The sequence below is a fragment of the Dechloromonas aromatica RCB genome (assembly GCF_000012425.1).
In genome coordinates this window covers 3,231,697-3,253,557 of sequence record NC_007298.1, presented here as the reverse complement: position 1 = coordinate 3,253,557, position 21,861 = coordinate 3,231,697, and the positions used below count along the sequence as shown (strand labels likewise).

Annotated in this window: 16 protein-coding genes; 5 read left to right on the top strand and 11 right to left on the bottom strand. The window is 59.4% G+C overall.

Annotation, left to right across the window (positions count from 1 at the left end; all coding sequences use genetic code 11):
• Positions 1-19: 19 nt before the first annotated feature.
• Genes DARO_RS15415 through DARO_RS15405 form a run of 3 tightly spaced genes read left to right on the top strand, consistent with a single transcriptional unit; the run spans position 20 to position 4,712 of the window.
• Positions 20-2,539: a circularly permuted type 2 ATP-grasp protein gene (locus tag DARO_RS15415; protein WP_011288737.1), complete on the top strand. Its 2,520-nt coding sequence runs from the start codon at positions 20-22 to the stop codon at positions 2,537-2,539.
• A 2-nt stretch (positions 2,540-2,541) separates the two neighbouring features.
• Entirely contained in the window at positions 2,542-3,507 is a 966-nt protein-coding gene (locus DARO_RS15410; RefSeq protein WP_011288736.1) for a transglutaminase-like domain-containing protein, read from the top strand.
• On the top strand, positions 3,504-4,712 hold the full coding sequence (locus tag DARO_RS15405; RefSeq protein ID WP_011288735.1) for a TIGR03862 family flavoprotein: 1,209 nt from the start codon (positions 3,504-3,506) through the stop codon (positions 4,710-4,712). Before DARO_RS15410 ends, DARO_RS15405 begins: the two co-directional genes overlap by 4 nt.
• An 8-nt stretch (positions 4,713-4,720) precedes the next feature.
• Here the strand turns inward: DARO_RS15405 and DARO_RS21875 are convergent, their stop codons facing one another.
• The 5 genes from DARO_RS21875 to DARO_RS15380 form a co-directional block, all read right to left on the bottom strand.
• Positions 4,721-9,394, bottom strand: a complete 4,674-nt coding sequence (locus DARO_RS21875) for a PAS domain-containing protein (RefSeq protein WP_198134052.1) — start codon at positions 9,392-9,394, stop codon at positions 4,721-4,723.
• Between the two features lie 181 nt (positions 9,395-9,575).
• Positions 9,576-10,661, bottom strand: a complete 1,086-nt coding sequence (locus tag DARO_RS15395; protein WP_011288733.1) for a response regulator — start codon at positions 10,659-10,661, stop codon at positions 9,576-9,578.
• A gap of 115 nt (positions 10,662-10,776) precedes the next feature.
• Entirely contained in the window at positions 10,777-11,646 is an 870-nt protein-coding gene (gene rsgA / locus DARO_RS15390; RefSeq protein ID WP_011288732.1) for a ribosome small subunit-dependent GTPase A, read from the bottom strand.
• Positions 11,643-11,954 carry a hypothetical protein gene (locus tag DARO_RS15385; protein WP_011288731.1) on the bottom strand — a complete coding sequence of 104 codons (312 nt, stop codon included), beginning with the start codon at positions 11,952-11,954 and terminating at the stop codon, positions 11,643-11,645. The genes rsgA and DARO_RS15385 overlap by 4 nt, the downstream gene beginning before the upstream one ends.
• Positions 11,951-13,201, bottom strand: coding sequence for a M48 family metallopeptidase (locus DARO_RS15380; RefSeq protein WP_011288730.1), 1,251 nt, complete (start codon positions 13,199-13,201; stop codon positions 11,951-11,953). Before DARO_RS15380 ends, DARO_RS15385 begins: the two co-directional genes overlap by 4 nt.
• A 55-nt stretch (positions 13,202-13,256) precedes the next feature.
• On the opposite strand from DARO_RS15380, the gene orn reads away from it, so the two are divergent.
• Positions 13,257-13,811 carry an oligoribonuclease gene (gene orn / locus DARO_RS15375; protein WP_011288729.1) on the top strand — a complete coding sequence of 185 codons (555 nt, stop codon included), beginning with the start codon at positions 13,257-13,259 and terminating at the stop codon, positions 13,809-13,811.
• A gap of 50 nt (positions 13,812-13,861) precedes the next feature.
• Here the strand turns inward: orn and DARO_RS15370 are convergent, their stop codons facing one another.
• The 6 genes from DARO_RS15370 to DARO_RS15345 all read right to left on the bottom strand — a co-directional run bounded on the left by DARO_RS15370 (position 13,862) and on the right by DARO_RS15345 (position 20,300).
• Positions 13,862-15,484 carry a hypothetical protein gene (locus DARO_RS15370; RefSeq protein ID WP_011288728.1) on the bottom strand — a complete coding sequence of 541 codons (1,623 nt, stop codon included), beginning with the start codon at positions 15,482-15,484 and terminating at the stop codon, positions 13,862-13,864.
• A gap of 60 nt (positions 15,485-15,544) precedes the next feature.
• The gene (rpmE, locus tag DARO_RS15365) at positions 15,545-15,769 is read right to left on the bottom strand and encodes a 50S ribosomal protein L31 (RefSeq protein WP_011288727.1); all 225 of its coding nucleotides are present in this window, start codon (positions 15,767-15,769) and stop codon (positions 15,545-15,547) included.
• Positions 15,770-15,867: 98 nt separating this feature from the next.
• Positions 15,868-17,127 (bottom strand): transcription termination factor Rho, encoded by a 1,260-nt coding sequence (rho, locus tag DARO_RS15360; RefSeq protein WP_011288726.1) that lies wholly within the window; start codon positions 17,125-17,127, stop codon positions 15,868-15,870.
• Between the two features lie 157 nt (positions 17,128-17,284).
• On the bottom strand, positions 17,285-17,611 hold the full coding sequence (trxA, locus tag DARO_RS15355; RefSeq protein ID WP_011288725.1) for a thioredoxin TrxA: 327 nt from the start codon (positions 17,609-17,611) through the stop codon (positions 17,285-17,287).
• Positions 17,612-17,718: 107 nt separating this feature from the next.
• Complete coding sequence (locus DARO_RS15350) at positions 17,719-18,315, bottom strand: response regulator (RefSeq protein WP_011288724.1); 597 nt, start codon at positions 18,313-18,315, stop codon at positions 17,719-17,721.
• On the bottom strand, positions 18,312-20,300 hold the full coding sequence (locus DARO_RS15345) for a PAS domain S-box protein (RefSeq protein WP_011288723.1): 1,989 nt from the start codon (positions 20,298-20,300) through the stop codon (positions 18,312-18,314). Before DARO_RS15345 ends, DARO_RS15350 begins: the two co-directional genes overlap by 4 nt.
• Positions 20,301-20,451: 151 nt before the next feature.
• Between DARO_RS15345 and DARO_RS15340 the strand changes: the two genes are divergently transcribed.
• A complete protein-coding gene (locus tag DARO_RS15340) occupies positions 20,452-21,801 on the top strand; it encodes a dicarboxylate/amino acid:cation symporter (protein ID WP_011288722.1) in 1,350 nt (449 codons plus the stop codon).
• The last annotated feature ends 60 nt before the right edge of the window (positions 21,802-21,861 follow it).

The window sequence follows — 21,861 nt, the reverse complement described above, 5'->3', positions numbered from 1 at the left end:
TGCTGGTAAAAGAAAATAAATGGCACGCACCCTCCTCGCGATTTACCCCAATAGCCCTCGCCGCTACGACGAAATGCTGACGGCGAAGGGGGACGTGCGTCCGCATTGGGAAAAATTCCTGAATCACCTCGATTCGGTGGCGCCGGAAGAAATGCGCCGGCGCATTGAGTTTGCCGAGCAGCGGATTCAGGAAAATGGCGTGACCTACAATGTTTATGCCGATCCCAACGGTGCCGACCGACCGTGGTCGCTCGATCCGCTACCGCTGATCATCCCGCCCGACGAGTGGGCCGAGGTATCAGCCGCCGTCGCCCAGCGTGCCACCTTGCTCAATGCCATTCTGGCCGATCTCTATGGCGAACAGACCCTGCTCGCCGAGGGACTGCTGCCGCCTGCCCTGGTTTATGGTCAGCACGGCTACCTGTGGCCCTGCCGGGGCATCAAGCCGCCGGGCGGGGTCTGGCTGCACCATTATGCGGTCGATCTGGCACGTTCACCGAATGGCCGCTGGTGGGTCATTGCCGACCGCACGCAGGCGCCCTCGGGGGCGGGTTATGCGCTGGAAAATCGACTGGTCGTTTCACGCGTTTTCCCGGAAATGTTCCGCGACCTGCGCGTTCAGCACGTCGCCGACTTCTTCCGCGATCAGCTCGATGGTCTGACCGCACTGGCCCCGGTCGAGGGCGACGAACAGCCACACATGGTGCTGCTGACGCCCGGGCCGTACAACGAAACCTATTTCGAACACGCCTACCTGGCCCGCTATCTCGGTTTCCCGCTGGTCGAGGGGCAGGATCTGACGGTGCGTGGCGATACGGTCTATCTGAAGACCCTGCGCGGCCTGAAACGCGTTCACGTCATCCTGCGCCGTCAGGATGATGCTTATTGCGATCCGCTCGAACTGCGCGGTGAATCGGCGCTCGGCATTCCGGGGCTGGTCAATGTGGCGCGCGCTGGCCGCGTTGTCATCGCCAATGCACTGGGCAGCGGCCTGCTGGCGTCCGGCGCGCTGATGGGCTTTCTGCCAGCCATTTGCCGGCACCTGCTGGGCGAAAAACTGGCCATGCCCTCGGTCGCGACTTGGTGGTGTGGCGAAAAACCGGCGCTCGATTACGTCAAGGAAAACTTCGACGATCTGGTCATCAAGCCGGCCTATCCGACCCAGATGATGGACCCGATTTTCGGCAACGAACTGAAGGGCGAAGCCCGCGCCGACATGCTGCGCCGGATCGAGGCCCGCCCGCATGCCTATGTCGCCCAGGAAGTGATCAACCTGTCGCAGGCCCCGACCTGGAGCCGGGCGCATGAACGTCGTCTGCTGGCGCGTCCAGTTGGCCTGCGCGCCTATGCCGTGACGACACCGGATGGCTATTCGGTCATGCCGGGTGGTCTGGCCCGGGTGACGACTGGCGCCGGCACGCGCATCATCTCGATGCAGCGCGGCGGTGCCTCGAAAGACGCCTGGGTGCTGACCAATGGCCCAGTCAGCCAGTTCTCGATGCTCAAGCCGTCGGTCGGCGTGCGCGATCTGGTTCGGGCGGGGGCCAACCTGAGCTCGCGCGTGGTCGAAAACCTGTTCTGGCTCGGCCGCTATTCCGAACGCTTCGACGACAGCGCCCGCATGCTGCGCGTAGCCCTTTCCCGGGTTGTGGTCGGTGGCGGTCAGAAAACGCCGGTGGTGGTCTGGGCCATGGAACTGGCCCGGCGGCTGGGCGTCCTGCCCGAAATCGGCGAGGACACGGAAATCAAGGAAGGCAGCGAACACGAGTTGCTGGAAGCCATCTACGACCCGGCGCAACCGGGTGGTCTGGCCAGCAATATCCGCAGCCTGATGTGGTCGGCGACGCATGTCCGCGAGCGTCTGTCGCTTGATCACTGGCATTCGCTGAACCGTCTGCAGCGCGACCAGCAGGCAGCGCTGAAAGTACATCCGACACTGACCGAAGCCATCGCCTTCCTCGACCGGGTACTCGGCGTGTCGTCGTCGCTGACCGGTTTTGCGATGGACAACATGACGCGTGACGACGGCTGGCGTTTCCTGATTGTCGGCCGGCGCCTGGAACGGCTTTCCTTCCTGGCGATGACCGTTGCCCATTTCTTGCGCATGCCGTCCTCGCGCTGTGGCGGTTCTCTGGAATGGCTGCTCGAGTTGTCCGACTCGATCATTACCTACCGCTCGCGTTACTCGCGCCAGCCTGAACTGCTGCCGGTCATCGATCTTCTGGTGTTCGACGACAGCAACCCGCACGGGGTGATTTTTCAGGCCAGCGTGCTGATGCGTTATCTCGATCGCATGGCCCGCGAGCTTGGTGTGAATTTTGGTGAGGGGCTGGCTGCTGCGCTGGACCGGCTACACCAGTTCGATCTTGAACGCCTGGAAAACCTTGAGTTCGATAGTTCAGAGGATTGTGCGCCCTGCGAAGAGCTTGCCAACTTGTTGCAAGGACTCGATAGGGCCGCGTCCCAGCTTTCCGCGGCGTTGGGCATGCGCTACTTCACCCATGTCGGCGATGTCAGCCGGCAGACAATGGCGGTCTGACCATGACCCCTGTCCGTTATCGCGTCCTGCACGAAACCCGCTACGACTACGGCAGCCTCGTATCGCTGTCGCAGCAGCAATTGCATCTTTCGCCGCGTGTTCTCGAGTGGCAGCAGGTGGAGGAGCAGCGCATCGACATCGAACCGGTGCCGACCTGGCGACGTGACGGACGCGATGCCTTCGGCAACCCGGTGACCTGGGTGGCCTTTCATGCCCCGCATGAAATGTTGTTCATTCGGTCAATGATGACCGTTGCCGTGACGCCCCACCTGCCTAAGGTTCTGGAAGACTCCCTGCCCTGGGAAGAGGTGCGCGACCGCCTGGCCTACGACGCTACCGACCCGCTGCCGGAAGATCTTGACGCGACGCGTTTCCTGTTCGAAAGCCCGCATGTCCGGATCAAACACGAGCTGGCTGCCTACGCCGCCGACTGCTTCCCGCCGGACCGCCCGATACTGGTTGGTGCCAAGGCCCTGATGGCCAAGATTTTCCGCGAATTCACCTTCGACCCCGAGGCGACCACGGTGTCGACACCGGTGCTCGAGGTGCTCGAAAACAAGCGTGGCGTCTGCCAGGACTTTGCCCACCTGATGATCGCCTGTCTGCGCGCCATGGGCCTGGCCGCCCGTTACGTCAGCGGCTACCTGCTGACCCGACCTCCACCGGGCAAGCCACGCCTGATTGGCGCCGATGCTTCACATGCCTGGGTATCGGTCTATGCGCCGGGCAGCCAGCAGGGGGGGGGCGACTGGGTCGATTTCGATCCGACCAATGACCTGTTGCCGGATACCGAACACATCACCCTGGCTTTCGGTCGCGACTTCTCCGATATCTCACCGCTACGCGGCATCATCCTGGGCGGTGGCGGCACTGAACCCGATGTTGCGGTGACCGTCGTTCCGCTCGATGAGGAAGAAATTCCCGAAGAGATGCTCGACGAGCCGGACTCTGAAGCGGACGAAGCATGACCAAGTGCGTCGCCATCATTGGAGGAGGCCCGGCCGGCCTGATGGCGGCCGAAGTCTTGGCGGCGGCAGGTGGACTGGACGTGACCGTGTTCGACGCCATGCCCTCGGTTGGCCGCAAGTTCCTGATGGCCGGGAAAGGGGGGATGAACATCACCCATTCCGAGCCGATGGCAGACTTTATCCGCCGTTACGGCGAGCGTGCGACGCAGATTGCGCCGCTGCTCGAGGCGTTCGGCCCGACACAACTGCGTGAATGGAGTCGCGGGCTGGGTATCGAAACTTTTGTCGGCACTTCCGGCCGGGTCTTTCCTGTTGAAATGAAAGCGGCGCCATTGCTTCGGGCCTGGCTGCATCGCCTGCGTAGCCAGGGCGTGCAATTCCATGTTCGCCATCGCTGGCTCGGGTGGGCTGATGGCAAGCTGCGTTTTTCGACGCCAGATGGCGAAGTCGACATCGAGGCTGATGCCGTGGTGCTCGCGCTCGGAGGCGGCAGTTGGGCCAAGCTTGGTTCGGATGGCAGTTGGGTGCCCGTGCTGATTGAGTGCGGTGTGCCGGTGAGGGCACTGAAGCCGAGCAACTGCGGATTTGATGTGGCCTGGAGCCCTTATTTCAGCGAGCGCTTCGCCGGTGAGCCGGTCAAGGCGGTGATTGCCACGGCGGGTACCCAGCGGCAGCAGGGTGAATTCAACATAACGGCTACGGGCATCGAAGGGGGTCTGATCTACGCACTGTCGGCACCGCTGCGCGATGCGCTGGCGCGCGATGGCCAGGCAGCGCTGACGCTGGACCTGGCGCCCGGTCGTAGCCTGGAGAAGCTGACGCTTGAACTATCCCGGCCGCGCGGCCGCGATACGCTAGCCAATCATCTGCGGCGGCGGGCCGGCATTGACGGTGTCAAGGCAGCCCTGCTCCGGGAGTTTTTTCCGGCTGAGGCCTTGCACGGGGCCTCCAGTCTGGCCGCTGCGATCAAGGCTTTGCCGTTGCCGGTCACGGCAACCCGGCCGATTGACGAGGCGATCAGCACGGCCGGCGGTGTTGCTTTTGAAGGCATGGATGAGCACCTGATGCTGCATGCTCGGCCTGGCATTTTCTGCGCAGGCGAAATGCTCGACTGGGAGGCTCCGACCGGTGGCTATCTGCTCACTGCCTGCCTGGCCAGTGGCCGCGCCGCCGGCTTGGGCGTGCGGCACTGGCTGGCTAGCTAACCTAGGTTTTACTTGATTCGATACTGGTCGAGGAAGATCAACGCATCTTCGAAGTCGAACGATGAAACCAGTCCTTCAAATTCCGGGTAAGCCGAGCCAAGCACCTGTTGCAAGGTTTTGGCTTGCTGGCGAACCAGTTCCTGGACACTGATTTCACCCTGCTGCAATTCGCGCCGGACATGCTCGACCAAGTCGGCTGTGGCCGAAGCATCCCCCACATTGGCGCTTGCCTGTTCGTTGATCTTGAGGGCGGCCAGTTGCTGATGCAGCGAGAGATAGGCTTTTTCCGACTGCTCGATCAATGGTTCGATAGCCTCTGTCGGATGTCTCTCCTTGATGGCCAATTCAAGGGCCATGGCTGTCTGCTGGATGTCCTCTGCCCCCAGCGTGGCGGAGACCCCTTTCAATGAGTGGGCCAGGCGGCGCGCCTCGTCCAGGTTGCCACTGGCCAGATTCTCGCGAATTCTCGAGAAGTCATCGAGATGGTTTTCGGAAAATTTGCCAAGCAGGCGGAGGTAGCTATCCAGGCGGCCGCGTACTGCCCGCAGGCCAAAATTGCTATCCAGACCTCCGATGTGCGCGAGCAGACTGGAGGTGTTCTGAGGGGCGGTCGAGGGAATCTGGATGCTTGTCTGAGTGGGCAGCCAGCGGGCCAGCGCAGCGAAAAGAACGTCCGGCGCGACAGGTTTGGCGACGTGGTCGTTCATGCCGGCAGCGAGACAGGTGTCCTTGTCTTCGTCAAAGGCATTGGCGGTCATCGCCAGGATGGGAATCTTTCCCCAGCCGGGTAGCGTACGAATCTGTCGGGTGGCTTCGAGGCCATCCATGACCGGCATCTGCATGTCCATCAGAATCAGGTCGTAGTGTTGCCGGCGAGCGAGGCTCAAGGCTTCGGCCCCGTCTTTGGCCAGATCGACTTTGAGACCAGCACCGCGCAGCAAGTCGCTGGCGACTTCGGCGTTGATTGCATTGTCCTCGGCCAGCAGGATGTGTGCGCCAAGCTGATGTGTGGTTGAAGCAGGCTGGTCGTAACCGGCATCTTGCTCGCCTGCGCCGACAGATAGCCGAGCGGTGAACCAGAAGGTGCTGCCTTGCCCTAGTTTGCTGTCGACGCCGATTTCGCCATGCATGGCTTCGGCTAGGCGCCGGCTGATCGCCAGTCCCAGTCCGGTGCCGCCATAGCGCCGGGTAGTCGAGGCATCACCCTGCTCGAAGGGTACGAAGAGCTTTCGCTGTGCATCTGATGCGATGCCGATGCCAGTGTCGCTGACTGCGCAGCGGATCAGGATGCCATCACCGGATTTTTGAAGCGCCTGAACACGGATGTCAATCTTGCCGCGCTCGGTGAATTTGATGGCGTTCGACAGGAAATTGAGCAATATCTGCTGAATACGCAGCGGGTCGCCGCATAGTACTGGCGGCAGTGCCGGGTCAATGATGCAGGTCACCGGCAGGCGCTTGGCATCGGCGCGCTGGGTGACCAGTTCGCAGGCTGCGGTGCAGAGTTGGGCCAGCGAAAAATCGGTGTTTTCGAGTTTCAGTTTGTTGGCTTCGATTTTTGAAATATCGAGTACGTCGTTGATGATGGACATCAGATGATGCGCGGCGTCCGCGACTTTGCCGAGGCGCTTGTTTTGTTCCGGATCGCTGGTGCTGCGCTGAGCCAGGTGGGTGAGGCCAATGATTGCATTCATCGGTGTCCGGATTTCGTGGCTCATGTTGGCCAGGAATGCTGTTTTTGCCCGGCTTGCCGATTCAGCCTCATCCTTGGCATGGTTCAGTTCCTCGGTTCGCTCGGCGACGAGTTGCTCCAGATGCTGACGGTAGCTGTTCAGTTCGGACTGGATGCGTTTTTTCTCGGTGATGTCTTCCTTGATCGCGAGATAGTGGGTGACTTTCCCATCCGGCTGCCGTACTGGCGAGATGATCGCAAATTCTTCGTAGATTGAACCGTCCTTGCGCCGGTTCATGAATTCACCATGCCAGACTTCCCCTCGCCCCAAAGTTTGCCACAGCTCGTTGTAGGATTCTCCGGGAGTCATTCCGGAGTGCAGCACGCTCGGATTGGAGCCAATGGCTTCGCTGCGCGAATAGCCGGTGTTGCGGACAAAGGCTTCGTTGACGTATTCGATCTTGGCCGCGGTGTTGGTGATGACGATACTGTGCGGCGTCTGCTCGATGGCCAGTGACAGCTTGCGCAACTGTTCTTCGGCTTCGTGGCGCTCGGTGACGTCCTGAACCGTGCCGACCGCGAAGGCTGCCCTCCCTTCATCGTCGATGCGGATATGGGCCCGCTCACGCACCCAGCGCACTTGCTGATCGACGGTGATCCGGTGTTCGCTGTTGTAGGGACTGCCCTGAAGTGCGGCATTCCAGTCGGCCTGGACTCGGTCACGGTCATCCGGGTGAATGCGGGCGAGAAAGTCGCCCAGTTTCAGCGGCTGATCCTTGGCTACGCCGAATATCCGGTAAACCTCGTCGCTCCAGGTCAGCTTGTCGGAGAGTATATCCAGCGTCCAGCTGCCCAAGTTCGCGATGGCCTGGGCTTCCTTCAGCGCCTTTTCGTTCCGGCTCAGGCGTCGTTCGAAATGCTTGCGTTCGGTGATGTCCTGACTGGTTCCGAAAAGGCGGGCCACCCGGCCATTGGCAGTAATTTCGATCTGGCCGGCGCCATGCAGCCAGCGGACTTCGCCATCGTTGCGGCGGATGACGCGGTATTCGGTATCGAAAGGCTGTCGGCCACGAAAAACGTGATCCCGCGAATAGTCGGCCATGCGCTGGCGGTCCTCGGGATGAATCAGTGACAGCCAGGTATCAGTGTCGATTTCGAGGCCGGCTTCAATGCCGAATAATTCGTTGTGGGTTGGTGAGCCTCGCAGGACGTCAGTCGCCGCATCGAAAGTGAAATGGCCGAGCCTGGCCAGCCGCTGGGCCTGGAGGAGCATTTCTTCGCTGTGGGCAAGCGTCTGCCTGGATCTCTGCATGCCGATGCCAAGGCCGAGTTCGCCGGCCAGATTGCAGAGCAGGGCGATTTCGTCGTCATCAAAGGGGTCGATGCTGCTCGAATAGAGGCTGAGGACGCTGACGATCCTGCCGTCAACGCGGAGCGGGAGCGCAATTGACGAGCGAAAACCGAGCGTTTTGGCCGCTTCTCGCCAAGGGGTGAATGAAGGATCAGTTTCGGTGTCGCGAATGATGCTCGGTACGCCGGTGCGGATGGCACGACCAGTCGGTCCCTGACCGTTGGGCGCGTCGGCCCAGCTAATGTTCAGTTGCTTCAGGTAGTCCCCGATGAGGCCAGACTCGGCGGTCGGCACGATGCTCTTTTTCTCGTCAGTTCGCGCTTCGCCGACCCAGGCCATCATATAGCCTCCGACTTCGACGGCGACGGTGCAGATTTCGGCAAGCATCTGCTGTTCATCGGTGTAGCGGACGAGAATCTGAGCGACAGCGGTCATCATGCGAAGTGCCCGATTCTGTCGGGTAATCTGCTGGCGGGCCAGTTCTCGTTCGGTAATGTCATTGAGGATGCCTGCCGTGACCATCGGGCTGCCATCGGCATTCCTCTCGGTGACACAGCTACGATTCTCAACCCAGATCCAATGCCCGTCCTGATGGCGTATCCGGTATTCGACGACTTGTGACGGGGTCTTGCCGTGGTCAGCGCTGGCTGCTGTGGCCAGGAGATGCCTGTCATCCGGGTGGATACGTTCCATCCATTCGTTCAGTGTTCTCGGGGTATCGTCCTGAGTACACCCGAGCAAGGCCTGGACGCCATCGCTGACAATGTGACGGTCGGTATCGTGCTGGTATTCCCAACTGCCGGCACCGGCTACGTCGAGGGCCAACTGGAGGTGTGCCTCCAGGCGAAGGCGATCGCGTTCCTGCTGCATTTGGTGCAGGGCGTTTTCCAGTCGTTCCAGGGCCAGTTGCTCGAAAAGTCGGCGCTGGCTGACAACCCCGAGAATTTTCCCGTTATTGTCGAGGACGACCATGTGCCGGAGGTGGAAGCGGTTCATTGCCTCCAATGCGCCGGTGACCGACATCTCGACATTGACGCTGCGCAAGGGGGAACTCATCGTCTCCCCCAGGCGGACGTCATGCGGAGTGAGGAATTTGTCGAGCAGGCGCGGTATGTCGCGCTCGGTCAGAATGCCCAGTGGCGTGTCATCGTTACTGACAATCAGATAGTCTGCCGCGTTGTTGACCATGCAGGCAATGGCCTGGTCGAGTAGGGCATCGGGGGGGAGCTTCGGGATCTGACGATCCATGATGCCTTCCAGCGTTCGCAGGTGCTGAAAGGCAGCGGTGCCAAGACGGATGCGGAAATCGGTGTCGCTGACAATGCCGGCGACGGTGCCGTTTGGATTTTTCACCACCAGATGCCGGATGTTGCGCTCTTCGACTAGGCGTCGGGCGCTGATCAGGTTCAGATCGCTGGGGGCGGTGATCAGCGGCTGCGACATGATCACGTCGAGTCGGGTTTCCCGGGGCTGGCGTGCGTGCAGGGCGCGGAGAATATTGCTTTCGGTGACGATTCCCAATGCCTCGCCATCGGCGATCACCAGTAGGCTGGAAATGTGCTCTGCGGCCATCAGTTTGGCGGCATCCTCCAAGGTCGCTTGCGGCGGCAGGCTGCGCACATCGCTGGTCATGATGTCGCCGAGGGTGGAGGAGGGCATGGTGTGCATGAGTGGGTATGAACTGCTTGGTGTGGCTTATGGCTGTGTGTTTTTCTGCGGAATTACGGCTTCACGCGACATCGAATTTCAACATCGCGGTGTCTTGCGCTTGAATACGACCAATATCGAGGTCTGGCTGATTTTTCTTGTGCTGTCTGGCCGGCAGGGCGGAATCCATGGCCTATTCAGCGTAGGTCTTGGCGATGCTGATGAAGGTCTCGTATTCCTGGATGAAGGCGTTGGCTACATCAGGGTCAAAATGGTTGCCGCTGCCGTCGACGATGATGCGGTAAGCGTCATCGAAGGAAAAGGCGGGTTTGTAGACCCGCTTGCACGTCAGCGCATCGAAAACATCGGCCAGTGCCATTAGGCGGGCTGCAATCGGAATGTCGTCACCGGCGAGGCGGTCCGGGTAGCCGCTACCATCCCATCTTTCGTGGTGCGAGCGTGCTATCTGCTTGGCAATGGCGAGAAATTCGACAGGCTTTTCGGCGTCTGCTTCCGCCTGGGCAATAGCGTTGCTGCCGAGCTCGGCATGTGTCTTCATGATTTCCCATTCTTCCGGCGTCAGCTTGCCGGGTTTGAGCAGGATGTGATCGGGGATTCCGACTTTGCCGATGTCGTGCAATGGCGCTGACTGGGCGAGCGCGTTGATCGTCCGCTCATCCAGATAGTTGGTGAAACGGGGGTGGTTGCGCAACGTCCTGGCCAGCGTCAGCACGTATTCCTGTGTCCGCCGGAGGTGCTTGCCGGTTTCAGGGTCGCGTGTTTCAGCGAGGCGGGCCAGTGCATGGATGCTGACTTCCTGGATCAGCTGATTTTCGCGCATGCGGCGGGCGACTTCGGCTTCGAGAAAGCTGTTCTGGTCACTGAGGATGTCGCGGGCGGCCTTGAGTTCAAGTTGGGTGCGCACCCGGGCCAATACAATGCTGGGGCGGATCGGCTTGGTGATGTAGTCCACCGCACCATGATCGAGGCCGCGTTCTTCGTCTTCCGTGCCATCCATCGCAGTGACAAAGATCACAGGAATACTGCGGGTGGCTGCCGATGCCTGCAATTCGGTGAGAACGTCGTAGCCGTCCATTTCCGGCATCATTACGTCGAGGAGAATCAGGTCGGGCGTTGGGGTGCCAAGGGCAATCTGCAAGGCACGTCGTCCGGAATTCGCGGCTCGCACGCGATACGTGGGCTGCAATAGCTCCCCCAGAACGCTGAGGTTCTCAGGGGTGTCATCGACAATCAGTATGGTCGGCTGGCTGGCGCCCATTCATTTTCTCCGGTCGCGCAACATTTGCGACTTTGCCAGAATTATCACCTTTTGAGAGGGATATAGCTATCTTTGTAAACCCGGATTGGTTGCCAACCGCAGGAATACCCGGGTTTCAGTTGCTGCCTTGCGTGCCAACAATACGGCGGTAGGTGGTAAAGCGGGTCTTGTCGATCTTTCCGGCATCAATCGCGGCGAGCAACGCACAATCCGGTTCCCGATCATGCCGACAATCGCGGAAACGGCACTTGCCAAGATAGTCACGAAATTCACGAAAGGCGATTTCGATTTCCTGGCGGTCGAGATGGCCGAGACCAAATTCCTGCAAGCCGGGTGAGTCGACCAGATGGCTGTTGTCATCCAGATGGTAGAGCTCGGCATGGGTCGTCGTGTGCTTGCCGGAGTCGAGTGCCTGCGAGATTTCGCGGGTCGCCGCCCTGGCTTCCGGAATCAGCGCATTGACCAGCGTGGACTTGCCCATGCCGGATTGGCCGACGAGCACGCTGGTGCGGTCGGCCAGGTAGGGGCGCAGGTCTTCGGCGTGGTCGAGGGCGGAAAGCTCGAGGACGCGGTAACCAAGGGCAACCAAAGGCGCCAGTCGTTCACGGGCGGCCGGCAGTTTGTCGAGAAGATCGCATTTGTTGAGGACGATCAGCGGTTCGATTTCCTCACTTTCGGCGGCGACGAGGGCGCGGGTGATCAGTTCGTCCGAGAACGCTGGTTCGGTGGCGACCACGATGATGATCTGGTCTACATTGGCGGCAATCAGCTTCTGACGGATTTCATTGGAACGATAGAGCAGGCTGGTTCGTGGCTGAATGGCCTCGATCACTCCCTGGTCATCTGAAGTGCGCTTGATATCCACGCGGTCACCACAGGCAATGTCGCTTTTCTTGCCGCGCGGGAAACAGGGCAGCAGGCTGCCATCGGCCAGTTCGACGACGTACTGGCGGCCGTGGGCGGCAATAACGCGGCCTTCCATCATTCTTTGAAGTGGTAATACTGCTGGTTCAGGTAGGCAGCGACTTCGGCTTCCTCTTCAGGAAACCAGCCCCCCCTGATCTGCGAGTTGCAGGTGGCGACCCGTTGCAGGACGTCGAGCTGGGTCGATAGCAGGCGGGCTTCGCGGGTGTACATCTTGCTGCCATCGCCGCCGTAAAGCCGAACATGGCAGGCGACGCAGGCCTTGTCGTGATGCTCCTTGCCGGGTTTGGGGTCGGCATTGCCCCACGGCTCGGCAAAGGCCGGTAGCGTGATCAGAGAACTTGCAAGAAGCGCGATGATCGGTTTCATGCGGTTTTTTCCTGAAGTTGCAGATGCGCGATGCGCTGGGCAGCTGGCGGGTGGGAGTCATAGAACAGCGAGTGTAGCGGGTCGGGCGTCAGCGTTGAAGCATTGTCCTGGTAGAGCTTGGTCAGGGCGCAGACGAGATCGCCGCCCTCGGCGTGTTCGGCCGCATAGGCATCCGCCTCGAATTCGTGCTGGCGGGAAAAATGACTCATCAGCGGGGTAAATGGAAAGGTGAGTACCGGCATGACGAGGAAAAAGAGGATCAGTGCCAGGGCGGTATTTTGTGCTGTCACGCCAAGGCCGGCATAAAACCACGGCGCATCGATCAGTTGGCCGAGCAGCCAGAGAAAGCCGAGCGATCCGGCGAACATGATGACCATGCGCTTGACTACATGTTTCTTGCGGAAGTGGCCGAGTTCGTGGGCCAGTACGGCTTCGATTTCTGGCGGTTCGAGACGGGATAGCAGGGTGTCGAAGAAAACGATCCGTTTGTTGTTGCCGAAGCCGGTGAAGTAGGCGTTGCCATGACTGGAGCGCTTCGAGCCATCCATGACGAAGAGGCCGGAGGAGCGGAAGCCGCAGCGGACCAGCAGGGCTTCGATGCGGGCTTTCATTTCGCCATCCTCAAGGGGCGAAAACTTGTTGAACAGCGGGGCGATCCAGGTCGGATAAACGAACATGATCAGCAGATTGAAGCTGCTCCAGAACAGCCAGACATAAAGCCACCAGTATTGCCCCATCGCGCCCATCAGCCAGAGCACGGCGAGGATCACCGGGGTGCCGATCGCGATGCCGAGCAGCGTCTGTTTGATCAGATCGGCAATGAACAGGCCGAGCGTCATGCGGTTGAAACCATGGCGGGCCTCGATGACGAACTGGCTGTAGAGCGACAGCGGCAGGTCGATCAGTCCGGAAATGAACATCAGGCTGAAAATCATCGCCAGGCCATAGCCCAGGCCATCGGTTCGGAGAATCCAGAATTCGTGAAGGCTGGTCAGCCCGCCGCCGAGGGTCAGTGCCAGCAGCAGTGTGGCTTCAATAAGTGTACTGATAACCGCTACCTTGCTGCGGTCCACGGTGTAATCGGCCGCCTTTTGGTGGGCCGCCAGCGTCACCCGTTCGGCGAAATCCGCCGGCAGTTTTTCGCGGTGGGCGGTAACGAAGCGGATGTGCCGCAGCTTCAGCCACAGGCGAGTGGCGAGCGTTAGCGCAAAGAAGGCGAGAAAGAAAAGCTTGAAGGTTTCGGTCACGAAGGTCAGTGAAAGCTGTGCGAAAATCGGGGTTTTAAAGGAATCGGGCAATTATATGGCAGGCAACGCAAACAACCTCGTCTGGCTGGACATGGAAATGACGGGCTTGAACCCGGATGGCGACCGCATTATCGAAATGGCGATGGTCGTCACCAACTCCGAACTGGAAATGGTTGCTGAGTCTCCCTCCTGGGTCGTGCATCAGTCGGACGAAATCTTGGCTGGCATGGATGATTGGAACCAGAAAACCCACGGTCGTTCCGGTCTGATCGACAAGGTCAAGGCATCGACGATGAACGAAGCAGCAGTCGAAGCTGAGGCGCTGGAATTTCTGAAGAAATATTCGCTGGTCGGGCACTCGCCGATGTGTGGCAATTCAATCGGCCAGGATCGTCGTTTCATGGCACGTTACATGCCAACCCTCGAAGCCTTCTTTCACTACCGGAATCTCGATGTCAGCACGCTGAAAGAGTTGTGCAAGCGTTGGCAGCCGGAGGTCTATAAAGGCTTCAAGAAGAAGAGCAAGCATACTGCAATGGCTGACATCTACGAGTCCATCGACGAACTGAAGTATTACCGGGAACACTTTTTGGCCAAGCCTGCTGCTTAAGGCGTGCGTTTGAAAGCGTTGTAGCCCCGACGGGGATACAACGCCCGCCCTTAGCGCCGGAAAAGACGGAATTTTTCCTTGCGGTCCCCGGGGCGGCTGCCTTCCCAGACCTTGGACCACTGCTTGCCCGGTGCTGCCAACTCACGGCGCGTGTCGCCGACTACCAGCAGCCAGTTGCAAGCTTGGCCCGCCTTGGAGTCTTCGGCAACCGGCTCGATTTCGACGAAATAGGACATCGACGCCAGCTGGGTTTCGCTCAAGCCGCGTTCGGCCAGGCAGCCGTGATCGGCTGGCAGGGCCTGGGCGATCGCCTGGGCGACCGGCCGGTAGGTCTTGCCGTAGTCGAACCATGGCAGGATCAGCGTTGTTGCCAGTAGCCACAAGGTTGTGAAGCCGAGTGTCCAGTGCGTCAGGCTGCGATACGGTGAGCGTGGGGCAGTGATGATCAGCCAGATCCACCACGCCGTGGCTGCAAGGCCGATGAGCAGTGCGACCAGACTGAAGTGGCCGACAAAACCGGGGCGCAGGATCAGTGCCCGCTCGGCGAGTTTTGATGGCCAGCCAAGGGCCATTGCCGACCAGGCCAGCCAGACGACGGCGACGAACAGGCTGAAGGTCGACATTGCAAACCAGTCGAAGGCATTGGCTGCACCGCGACGCAGGGCCAGCGTGCCAGGCGTGGCGAGCAGGGCTAGTGACGGCAAGAGCAACAGGGATGGGATTTCCCGGGGGCGGAACGCCCAGGCCAGCATCAGCAGGGTGATCAGCAGGAAGGAGAGCGGCAACAAGAACGACGGGGTCTGCAGTTCCTTGCGTCTGGTCCATAAGGTCCAGGCCGCCAGCGGCATGGCGGGGAAGGCAAACCAGGGCAACATGGCCAGGAAACGGCTGCCGCCGCCGAAGGAGAACGGGGTCTTCAGCGGCGCCAGTTCAGTGGCTAGCCAGCCATGAAAACGTGCTGGTTCAAGGGTCAGCAGTAACAGTGGCCATGGCAGAATCAGCACCGTCGCGATGCCAAAACCGATGAGCAGTGTGTGCAAGGCCTTGGGGCGGTCAGGGGATAACCACCAGGCGACCGGGGCGATGGCAAGTAACGGCAGGGTTGGGGCAATGCCGGTGCCGAGCAGGCAACCGGCAACGGCCAGTCCGTAGTAGATGCCGGTCAGTCGTGGCTTGCGCCCAATCGCGGCCAAGCCACCCAGAGCGCCACTATAGGCGGCAAGCGCAATCAGCATCGGCTGCGCATCGTGGGCATGGAAGAGCAGGCCGGCGCAACCTGCCAGCAACATCGGGCTCGCGGCTGCAGAGTCCTCGCCGTACAGCTCGCGGCTGGCGTAGTACAGGCCCATCAAGGCCAAGGTGACCCAGATGCCGCTGGCGAGACGCATGGCCTCGTGGAGAGGGAGCAGCCAGCCGAATGCCTTGCCGGTCAGCGCGGCACTCCAGTAGTACAACGGCGGTTCGTGGAATGGCCGGCCGGCCAGGTCGGGAGACAGCCAGTCGCTGAAGTGCAGCATGTGCCATGCTGCACCGATGTGAATGGCGTCTTCGCCCTTCCACGGATCGCGGCCGAACAGGCCGGCCAGCACGTAGAAGGCGAGCATGGCGGCAAGCATCCAGCCGGCCGGAGGCAAGCGGATACCGCGACGGAGCAGGGTGCTTAATTCAGACATATTGGCCGGAAATGAAAAAGGCAGCCAGTCGGCTGCCTTTTATAACGCATTTCGGGCAGATCAGGCAGCAGACTTGCCGCGCATGGCACCGAACTTCTGGTTGAACTTCTCGACGCGACCGGCCGTGTCGACAATCTTCTGCTTGCCGGTGTAGAACGGGTGGCAGGCGGAACAGACTTCAACGTGGAAAGCATCCTTGCTCATGGTCGACTTGGTCGTGAAGGTGTTGCCGCAAGAGCAATTAACCTGGATTTCTTTGTAATTCGGGTGGATATCGGCTTTCATCTTTTGTCCTTTAATCTAGCGACCGGCGGATTTGGCCGATCTGGGAAGCCCGTGATTATCTTCGAAAAATCACGCGCTTGCAATAGTTTTTGTGCGGCTTAACCCCGACGCATGGCGTCAAAGAACTCCTGGTTACCCTTGGTCGATTTGACCTTGTCGAGCAGGAATTCCATAGCTTCGAGGTCGTCCATCGGGTAGCAGAGCTTGCGCAGCACCCACATTTTTTGCAGGACGTCCGGCTTGAGCAGCAGTTCTTCGCGACGGGTGCCGGAACGATTGACGTTGACCGCCGGGTACATCCGCTTTTCGGCCATGCGACGGTCGAGATGGATTTCGGAGTTGCCGGTACCCTTGAATTCTTCGTAGATGACTTCATCCATGCGCGAACCGGTGTCGATCAACGCAGTGGCCAGGATGGTCAGCGAGCCACCTTCCTCGATGTTGCGCGCCGCACCGAAGAAGCGCTTCGGCTTCTGCAGGGCATTGGCGTCGACGCCACCGGTCAGCACCTTGCCGGAGGCTGGCTGGACGGTGTTGTAGGCGCGGGCGAGGCGGGTGATCGAGTCGAGCAGGATGACGACATCCTTCTTGTGCTCAACCAGGCGCTTGGCTTTCTCGATGACCATTTCGGCGACGGCGACGTGACGGGATGCCGGTTCGTCGAAGGTCGAGGCGACGACCTCGCCCTTGACGGTACGGGTCATTTCGGTGACTTCTTCCGGACGCTCGTCGATCAGCAGCACGATCAGCACGACTTCCGGATGATTGGCCGTGATGGCGTGGGCGATGTTCTGCAGCATCACCGTCTTGCCGGTCTTCGGCGGCGCAACGAGCAGGCCGCGCTGGCCGCAGCCGATCGGGGCAATCATGTCGATGACGCGGCTGGTGATGTTTTCTTCGGACTTGATTTCACGTTCGAGTTTGAGGTGACGCGTCGGGTGTAGCGGCGTCAGGTTCTCGAACATGATCTTGTTCTTGTTGGCTTCCGGCGAGAAGCCGTTGATACGGTCGAGCTTGGTCAGTGCGACGTAGCGTTCGCCATCCTTCGGGGTACGGATTTCACCTTCGACCGTGTCGCCAGTGCGCAGATTGAAACGGCGGATCTGCGACGGGGAGACATAGATGTCGTCCGGGTTGGCCAGGTAGGAAGTGTCCGAGGAACGGAGGAAACCGAAACCGTCAGGCAGAACTTCCAGGGTGCCATCGCCGTAGATGGTGTCGCCATTTTTTGCCTTGGCCTTCAGGATGGCGTAAATCAGCTCCATCTTGCGCATGCGGTTGGCGTTTTCGATGACCAGTTCGGTGGCCATGTCCAGCAGTTTGCTGACGTGTAGTGTCTTTAGTTCGGAAAGTTGCATGTGGGGAGTGTGTGGCGCCGGATACAGAACGGGCGGTTGCCCGGTGGCCAGGGCGCAGATGCGGAGATCTTGGGGAGGAGAATGTGACGCCGGACGGTTGCCTGTCGCGTCTGCCTGAAGGCGCAGAACGCACCCTCAGGCCAGGAGACTACGGAGATTACAGGTTGCTGTCAATAAAAGCCGCGAGTTGGGACTTGGACAGTGCGCCAACCTTGGTGGCTTCGACGTTACCGTTCTTGAAGATCATCAGGGTCGGGATGCCGCGGATGCCGAATTTGGCAGGGGTGGCCTGGTTGTCGTCGATGTTGACCTTGGCGACCTTCAGTTTGCCGGCGTATTCGGTGGCAACTTCATCGAGGATCGGTGCAATCATCTTGCACGGACCACACCATTCGGCCCAGTAGTCGACGAGCACGGGTTGCTGCGATTGCAGTACTTCCGCTTCAAAAGTGTCGTCGGTTACGTAATGGATGTGCTCGCTCATGGTTGCCTCATGGGATGGTGAAACGACTGGGGGATATTGCGCCTGGGGGGGCGACGGGAATATTTTGTGATGCTAGCGAAAAAAGAAGCCGTAGGGAAGCATTGGCATCAGGGTTTGAGTAGATTGGCCAGCTCAACGGCGGTTTTGACCTGCATCTTGTCAAAAAGGTTCGCTCTGTGCACCTCGACGGTGCGCATGCTGATGTTCAGTTCGTCGGCGATGACCTTGTTGAATTTTCCCGCCAGTACCAGTTCCATGATCTGGCGTTCACGAGTGGTCAGGCAGGAAAGGCGGGCCTTGACCGAGTCGACCGTAGCGTTTGCTGCCCGTTGCTCGGCATCAAGCGCCATGGCTTCCTCGATACGGGTGACCAAGGCGTTGTCGTTGAGGGGTTTCTCGAAAAAATCAAAGGCCCCTTTTTTCAGCGTGGCAACAGCCAGTGGAACGTCGCCGTGTCCGGTCAGGAAAATGACTGGCAGGCTTGATTTGAGTTCGTGCAGCCGATCGAAGCAATCCAGCCCGCTCATGCCTGACATCCGCATGTCGAGGACGACGCAACCGCTCATTTCCTTGTTCCACGCGGCGAGGAATGTTTCCGCCGAGTCGAACGCGGTACTGGGCAGTCCGCGCGACTTGAGCAGCCAGGCGAGGGCGTCACGGATCGCCTCGTCATCGTCGACCAGATAGACTTGCGGCGTACTCATGCGCTTTCCAGGGGGAGAGTAAAGAAGAATATCGTACCGTTTCCTGTCGTTGAATGGGGGTTCTCTTCGGCCCACAGGCGGCCGCGATGGAATTCAATGATTGAACGACAGATCGACAAGCCGATGCCCATGCCTTCTGGTTTTGTGGTGAAGAAGGCAGTAAACAGCTTGGCACGGACTTCCGGGGCGATGCCACAACCTTGGTCGCTGACGCTTATACGCAATTCGTTTTCACTGACTTCGATGGAGATATGCAACAGGCGGTTGACTTCGCTGGTCGTGGCCATTGCTTCCATGCCGTTGCGAATCAGGTTGAGGAGTACCTGTTCGAGCATTAGCCGGTCGGCCAGGACCGGCGGCATGGGCGGGGTGTTGCATTCGATCCGGACATGGCGCTTGCGGGCTTCGGCCTCCATGAAGCCCAGGCAGTCTTCGATCACTTCGCCAAGCAGGCAAGAGGCGCGCTTGGGCTCGCTCTTGCGGACAAAGTCGTGGACGCGGCGGATGATCTTGCCGGCCCGTTGTGCCTGCAGGCCAATTTTTTCTAGCGCGGGCAAAATATCGTTCGGACTGGCTTTGCCGTCGTTCAATAAATTCAGGCAACCCGTGTTGTAGCTGGCGATCGCTGCGAGTGGCTGATTCAGCTCGTGGGCCAAGGTAGAGGCCATTTCCCCCATCGTTACCAGCCGCGAAGTAAATTGCAACTGTTCCTGCTGCTGGCGGGCCAGTTCTTCGGCGCGCTTCCTTTCGGTAATGTCGAGTACCGAGGCCATCCAGCCAGTGTGTTTGCCGTTTCCGTCAATCAGTTTGGCTTCATAGACCAGGGCTTGGAAACGTTCGCCGTTTTTGCGCATGAAGGTGATTTCGAAGCCGTCTAAAGGCGCTTCTCCGGCCAGCACGGTCTGGTGCATGGCATAGGTTTCTTCCAGTTGCTCGGGGGCCCAGTAAGGCATTGGTGGCGCTGCGCCGACCAGCTCGTCGGGGCTGAAGCCGGTCATCCGGCAGAATGCCGGGTTGACGTAGATGACCCGGCCGACGAGGTCGCGAGCGCGCATGCCGACGGTCAGCGAGTCTTCCATCGCTGCGCGGAAGGCGTGTTCTGCCCGTAGCGCCTCTTCGGTCCGGCTGTGCCTTTTCATCAGGTCGCGGACCAGCCACAGGCTCCAGAAAACCCCGATGGCGAGCAGGATGATGGCGGCAACCAGCAGGCGCTGCATCGAGTTGTCGGGCGTGTGGTAGCTGGTAATGCGGAGTAGCAAGCCGGCGCCGGGTGGGTCGAATGGGATTTCGTAGCGCTGGTCGCTATTTCCTTCGATACGTGTTTTGGTGGCGTATTGCAGGTCGTTATCGTCAACAATCTCGACCTTGTATTTTTCGGTAAACCACCAGGGAACCTGATTGTCGAGTAGTGCGTCTAGTGGGTAAAGCACGGCCAGCATGCCGCTGATGCGGTGTTCTTCGCCAAATACCGGGACGAGCATTTCAACGAAGGCCTGATTGCCTTCCAGGAAAAAGGGTTCGCTGTAATGCAGCTTGCCCAATCGGGTCGCTGTGTCAAAGGCCTTGGCCGTGACCGGTGGCCCGAATGACTCGATTTCGCTGTCGGGCGGGGTGCTCGTCGGTAGCGCATCGATGACCTGACGGTGGTTGTCGAGCCAAAGAATCTGGGCGATTTCCGGTGCGTTCTTGAGCATGTGCTCGGCCCGGAGTCGGAATTTTTTTTGACGGCCGGCCGGGTTGGCCATTTCCAGCGCCAATTGCTGGACTTGCTCTTCGTTGCTGTTCAGATGGAAGCGCAGGTTCTGTTCGAGCCACAGAACATCCTTGATCAGCGCCGCGCGATCTTCCTCTATCTCGCTACGGTGGAGTTGCCAGAGGAGAGCGAGCAGGGCGGCCAGCAGCAGCACGATGCCCAGCTTGGGCAGGGTGAGCAGCCAGCGCAGGCGGCGCGAACTACCGGGAAGGGGTGGAGGGGCTTGATTCATGCTGAAAATGGTACACCACGTTATTTCGGTGCGGACGATTGTGGTTTTCCACAATTCGGATAACCACAATGGTTTGATGAGGCCAGGTTAGGGATACTGCGTATCGTGTTCCGGATTTTCCCGGTTGAAGCTATTTAGGAGAGCATATTCCATGGCCAAAAAAGCGGTATTCAAGAGTCTCTATTTTCAGGTGCTCGTCGCCATTGCCATCGGGGTGTCGCTGGGGCATTTCTATCCGGAAACCGGCGCGGCGATGAAGCCGCTGGGCGATGGGTTCATCAAGCTGATCAAGATGATCATCGCCCCGATCATCTTCTGCACCATCGTCGTCGGCATTGCCGGTATGGAAGATATGAAGAAGGTCGGCAAGACCGGCGGTCTGGCGGTGCTTTACTTCGAGGTGGTCAGTACGATCGCGTTGGTCATCGGCCTGATTGTTGTCAACGTCTGGGCGCCGGGTGTTGGCATGAATGTCGATGTATCGACGCTCGATACCAAGGGCATTGCCAAATACGCTCAGCCGGGTCAGATGCAGACGACGACGGATTTCCTGATGAACATCATCCCGACCAGCGTCGTTGATGCCTTTGCCAAGGGGGACATGCTGCAGGTGTTGTTCTTCTCGATTCTTTTTGGCTATGCCATGCATTCTTTTGGCGAACGTGGCAAGCCAGTGTTCGAGTTGATCGAAAAGTTGTCGCACGTGCTGTTTGGTATCGTCGGCGTGATCATGAAAGTGGCCCCGATCGGTGCTTTCGGCGCGATGGCCTACACCATTGGCAAGCACGGCGTCGGTAGCCTGGCTCAATTGGCCAGCCTGATGGGCGCCTTCTACCTGACCTGCGTGATCTTCATTCTCGGTGTGCTGGGCAGCATTGCGGCTTTCCATGGTTTTTCAATCATCAAATTGATCAAGTACATCAAGGAGGAGTTGTTCCTGGTCCTTGGCACTTCTTCATCGGAATCTGCGCTGCCCCGCTTGATGGCCAAGATGGAAAACGCCGGTGCGCAGAAGTCCGTCGTTGGTCTGGTCGTGCCGACCGGTTATTCGTTCAATCTGGATGGCACCTCGATTTACCTGACCATGGCCGCCGTATTTATTGCTCAGGCAACCAATACGCCGCTTGATCTGCAACACCAGGTCACGCTGCTGGTCATCCTGTTGCTGACTTCCAAAGGGGCGGCTGGTGTGACGGGGAGCGGCTTTATTGTCCTGGCGGCGACTTTGTCGGCAGTCGGTACCGTGCCAGTGGCTGGTCTGGCATTGATCCTCGGTATTGACCGCTTCATGTCCGAAGCCCGGGCGCTGACCAACTTCATTGGCAATAGCGTGGCGACGCTGGTGGTCGCCAAGTGGTGCAATGCACTCGATGCCAAGCGAATGAATGCGGTACTCAACAATGAAACGTCCGATGAAGCGGAGAATCCGGAGCTGGTTCTCGATGACGCTCCCGACGTGATCATTCCTCACGTTCCGCGCCCAATCATCGATCACCACTAATTAAAATATTCGATTAAATCAAACCGCCGGCTAGCTCGGCGGTTTTTTATTGTCTATCGT

Bases quoted from the DNA above. Each gene is read 5' to 3' on its own strand.
- DARO_RS15415 (WP_011288737.1), top strand. From the start codon at position 20: ATGGCACGCACCCTCCTCGCGATTTACCCCAATAGCCCTCGCCGCTAC.
- DARO_RS15410 (WP_011288736.1), top strand. From the start codon at position 2,542: ATGACCCCTGTCCGTTATCGCGTCCTGCACGAAACCCGCTACGACTAC.
- DARO_RS15405 (WP_011288735.1), top strand. From the start codon at position 3,504: ATGACCAAGTGCGTCGCCATCATTGGAGGAGGCCCGGCCGGCCTGATG.
- DARO_RS21875 (WP_198134052.1), bottom strand. From the start codon at position 9,394: ATGCCCTCCTCCACCCTCGGCGACATCATGACCAGCGATGTGCGCAGC.
- DARO_RS15395 (WP_011288733.1), bottom strand. From the start codon at position 10,661: ATGGGCGCCAGCCAGCCGACCATACTGATTGTCGATGACACCCCTGAG.
- rsgA (WP_011288732.1), bottom strand. From the start codon at position 11,646: ATGATGGAAGGCCGCGTTATTGCCGCCCACGGCCGCCAGTACGTCGTC.
- DARO_RS15385 (WP_011288731.1), bottom strand. From the start codon at position 11,954: ATGAAACCGATCATCGCGCTTCTTGCAAGTTCTCTGATCACGCTACCG.
- orn (WP_011288729.1), top strand. From the start codon at position 13,257: ATGGCAGGCAACGCAAACAACCTCGTCTGGCTGGACATGGAAATGACG.
- DARO_RS15370 (WP_011288728.1), bottom strand. From the start codon at position 15,484: ATGTCTGAATTAAGCACCCTGCTCCGTCGCGGTATCCGCTTGCCTCCG.
- rpmE (WP_011288727.1), bottom strand. From the start codon at position 15,769: ATGAAAGCCGATATCCACCCGAATTACAAAGAAATCCAGGTTAATTGC.
- rho (WP_011288726.1), bottom strand. From the start codon at position 17,127: ATGCAACTTTCCGAACTAAAGACACTACACGTCAGCAAACTGCTGGAC.
- trxA (WP_011288725.1), bottom strand. From the start codon at position 17,611: ATGAGCGAGCACATCCATTACGTAACCGACGACACTTTTGAAGCGGAA.
- DARO_RS15350 (WP_011288724.1), bottom strand. From the start codon at position 18,315: ATGAGTACGCCGCAAGTCTATCTGGTCGACGATGACGAGGCGATCCGT.
- DARO_RS15345 (WP_011288723.1), bottom strand. From the start codon at position 20,300: ATGAATCAAGCCCCTCCACCCCTTCCCGGTAGTTCGCGCCGCCTGCGC.
- DARO_RS15340 (WP_011288722.1), top strand. From the start codon at position 20,452: ATGGCCAAAAAAGCGGTATTCAAGAGTCTCTATTTTCAGGTGCTCGTC.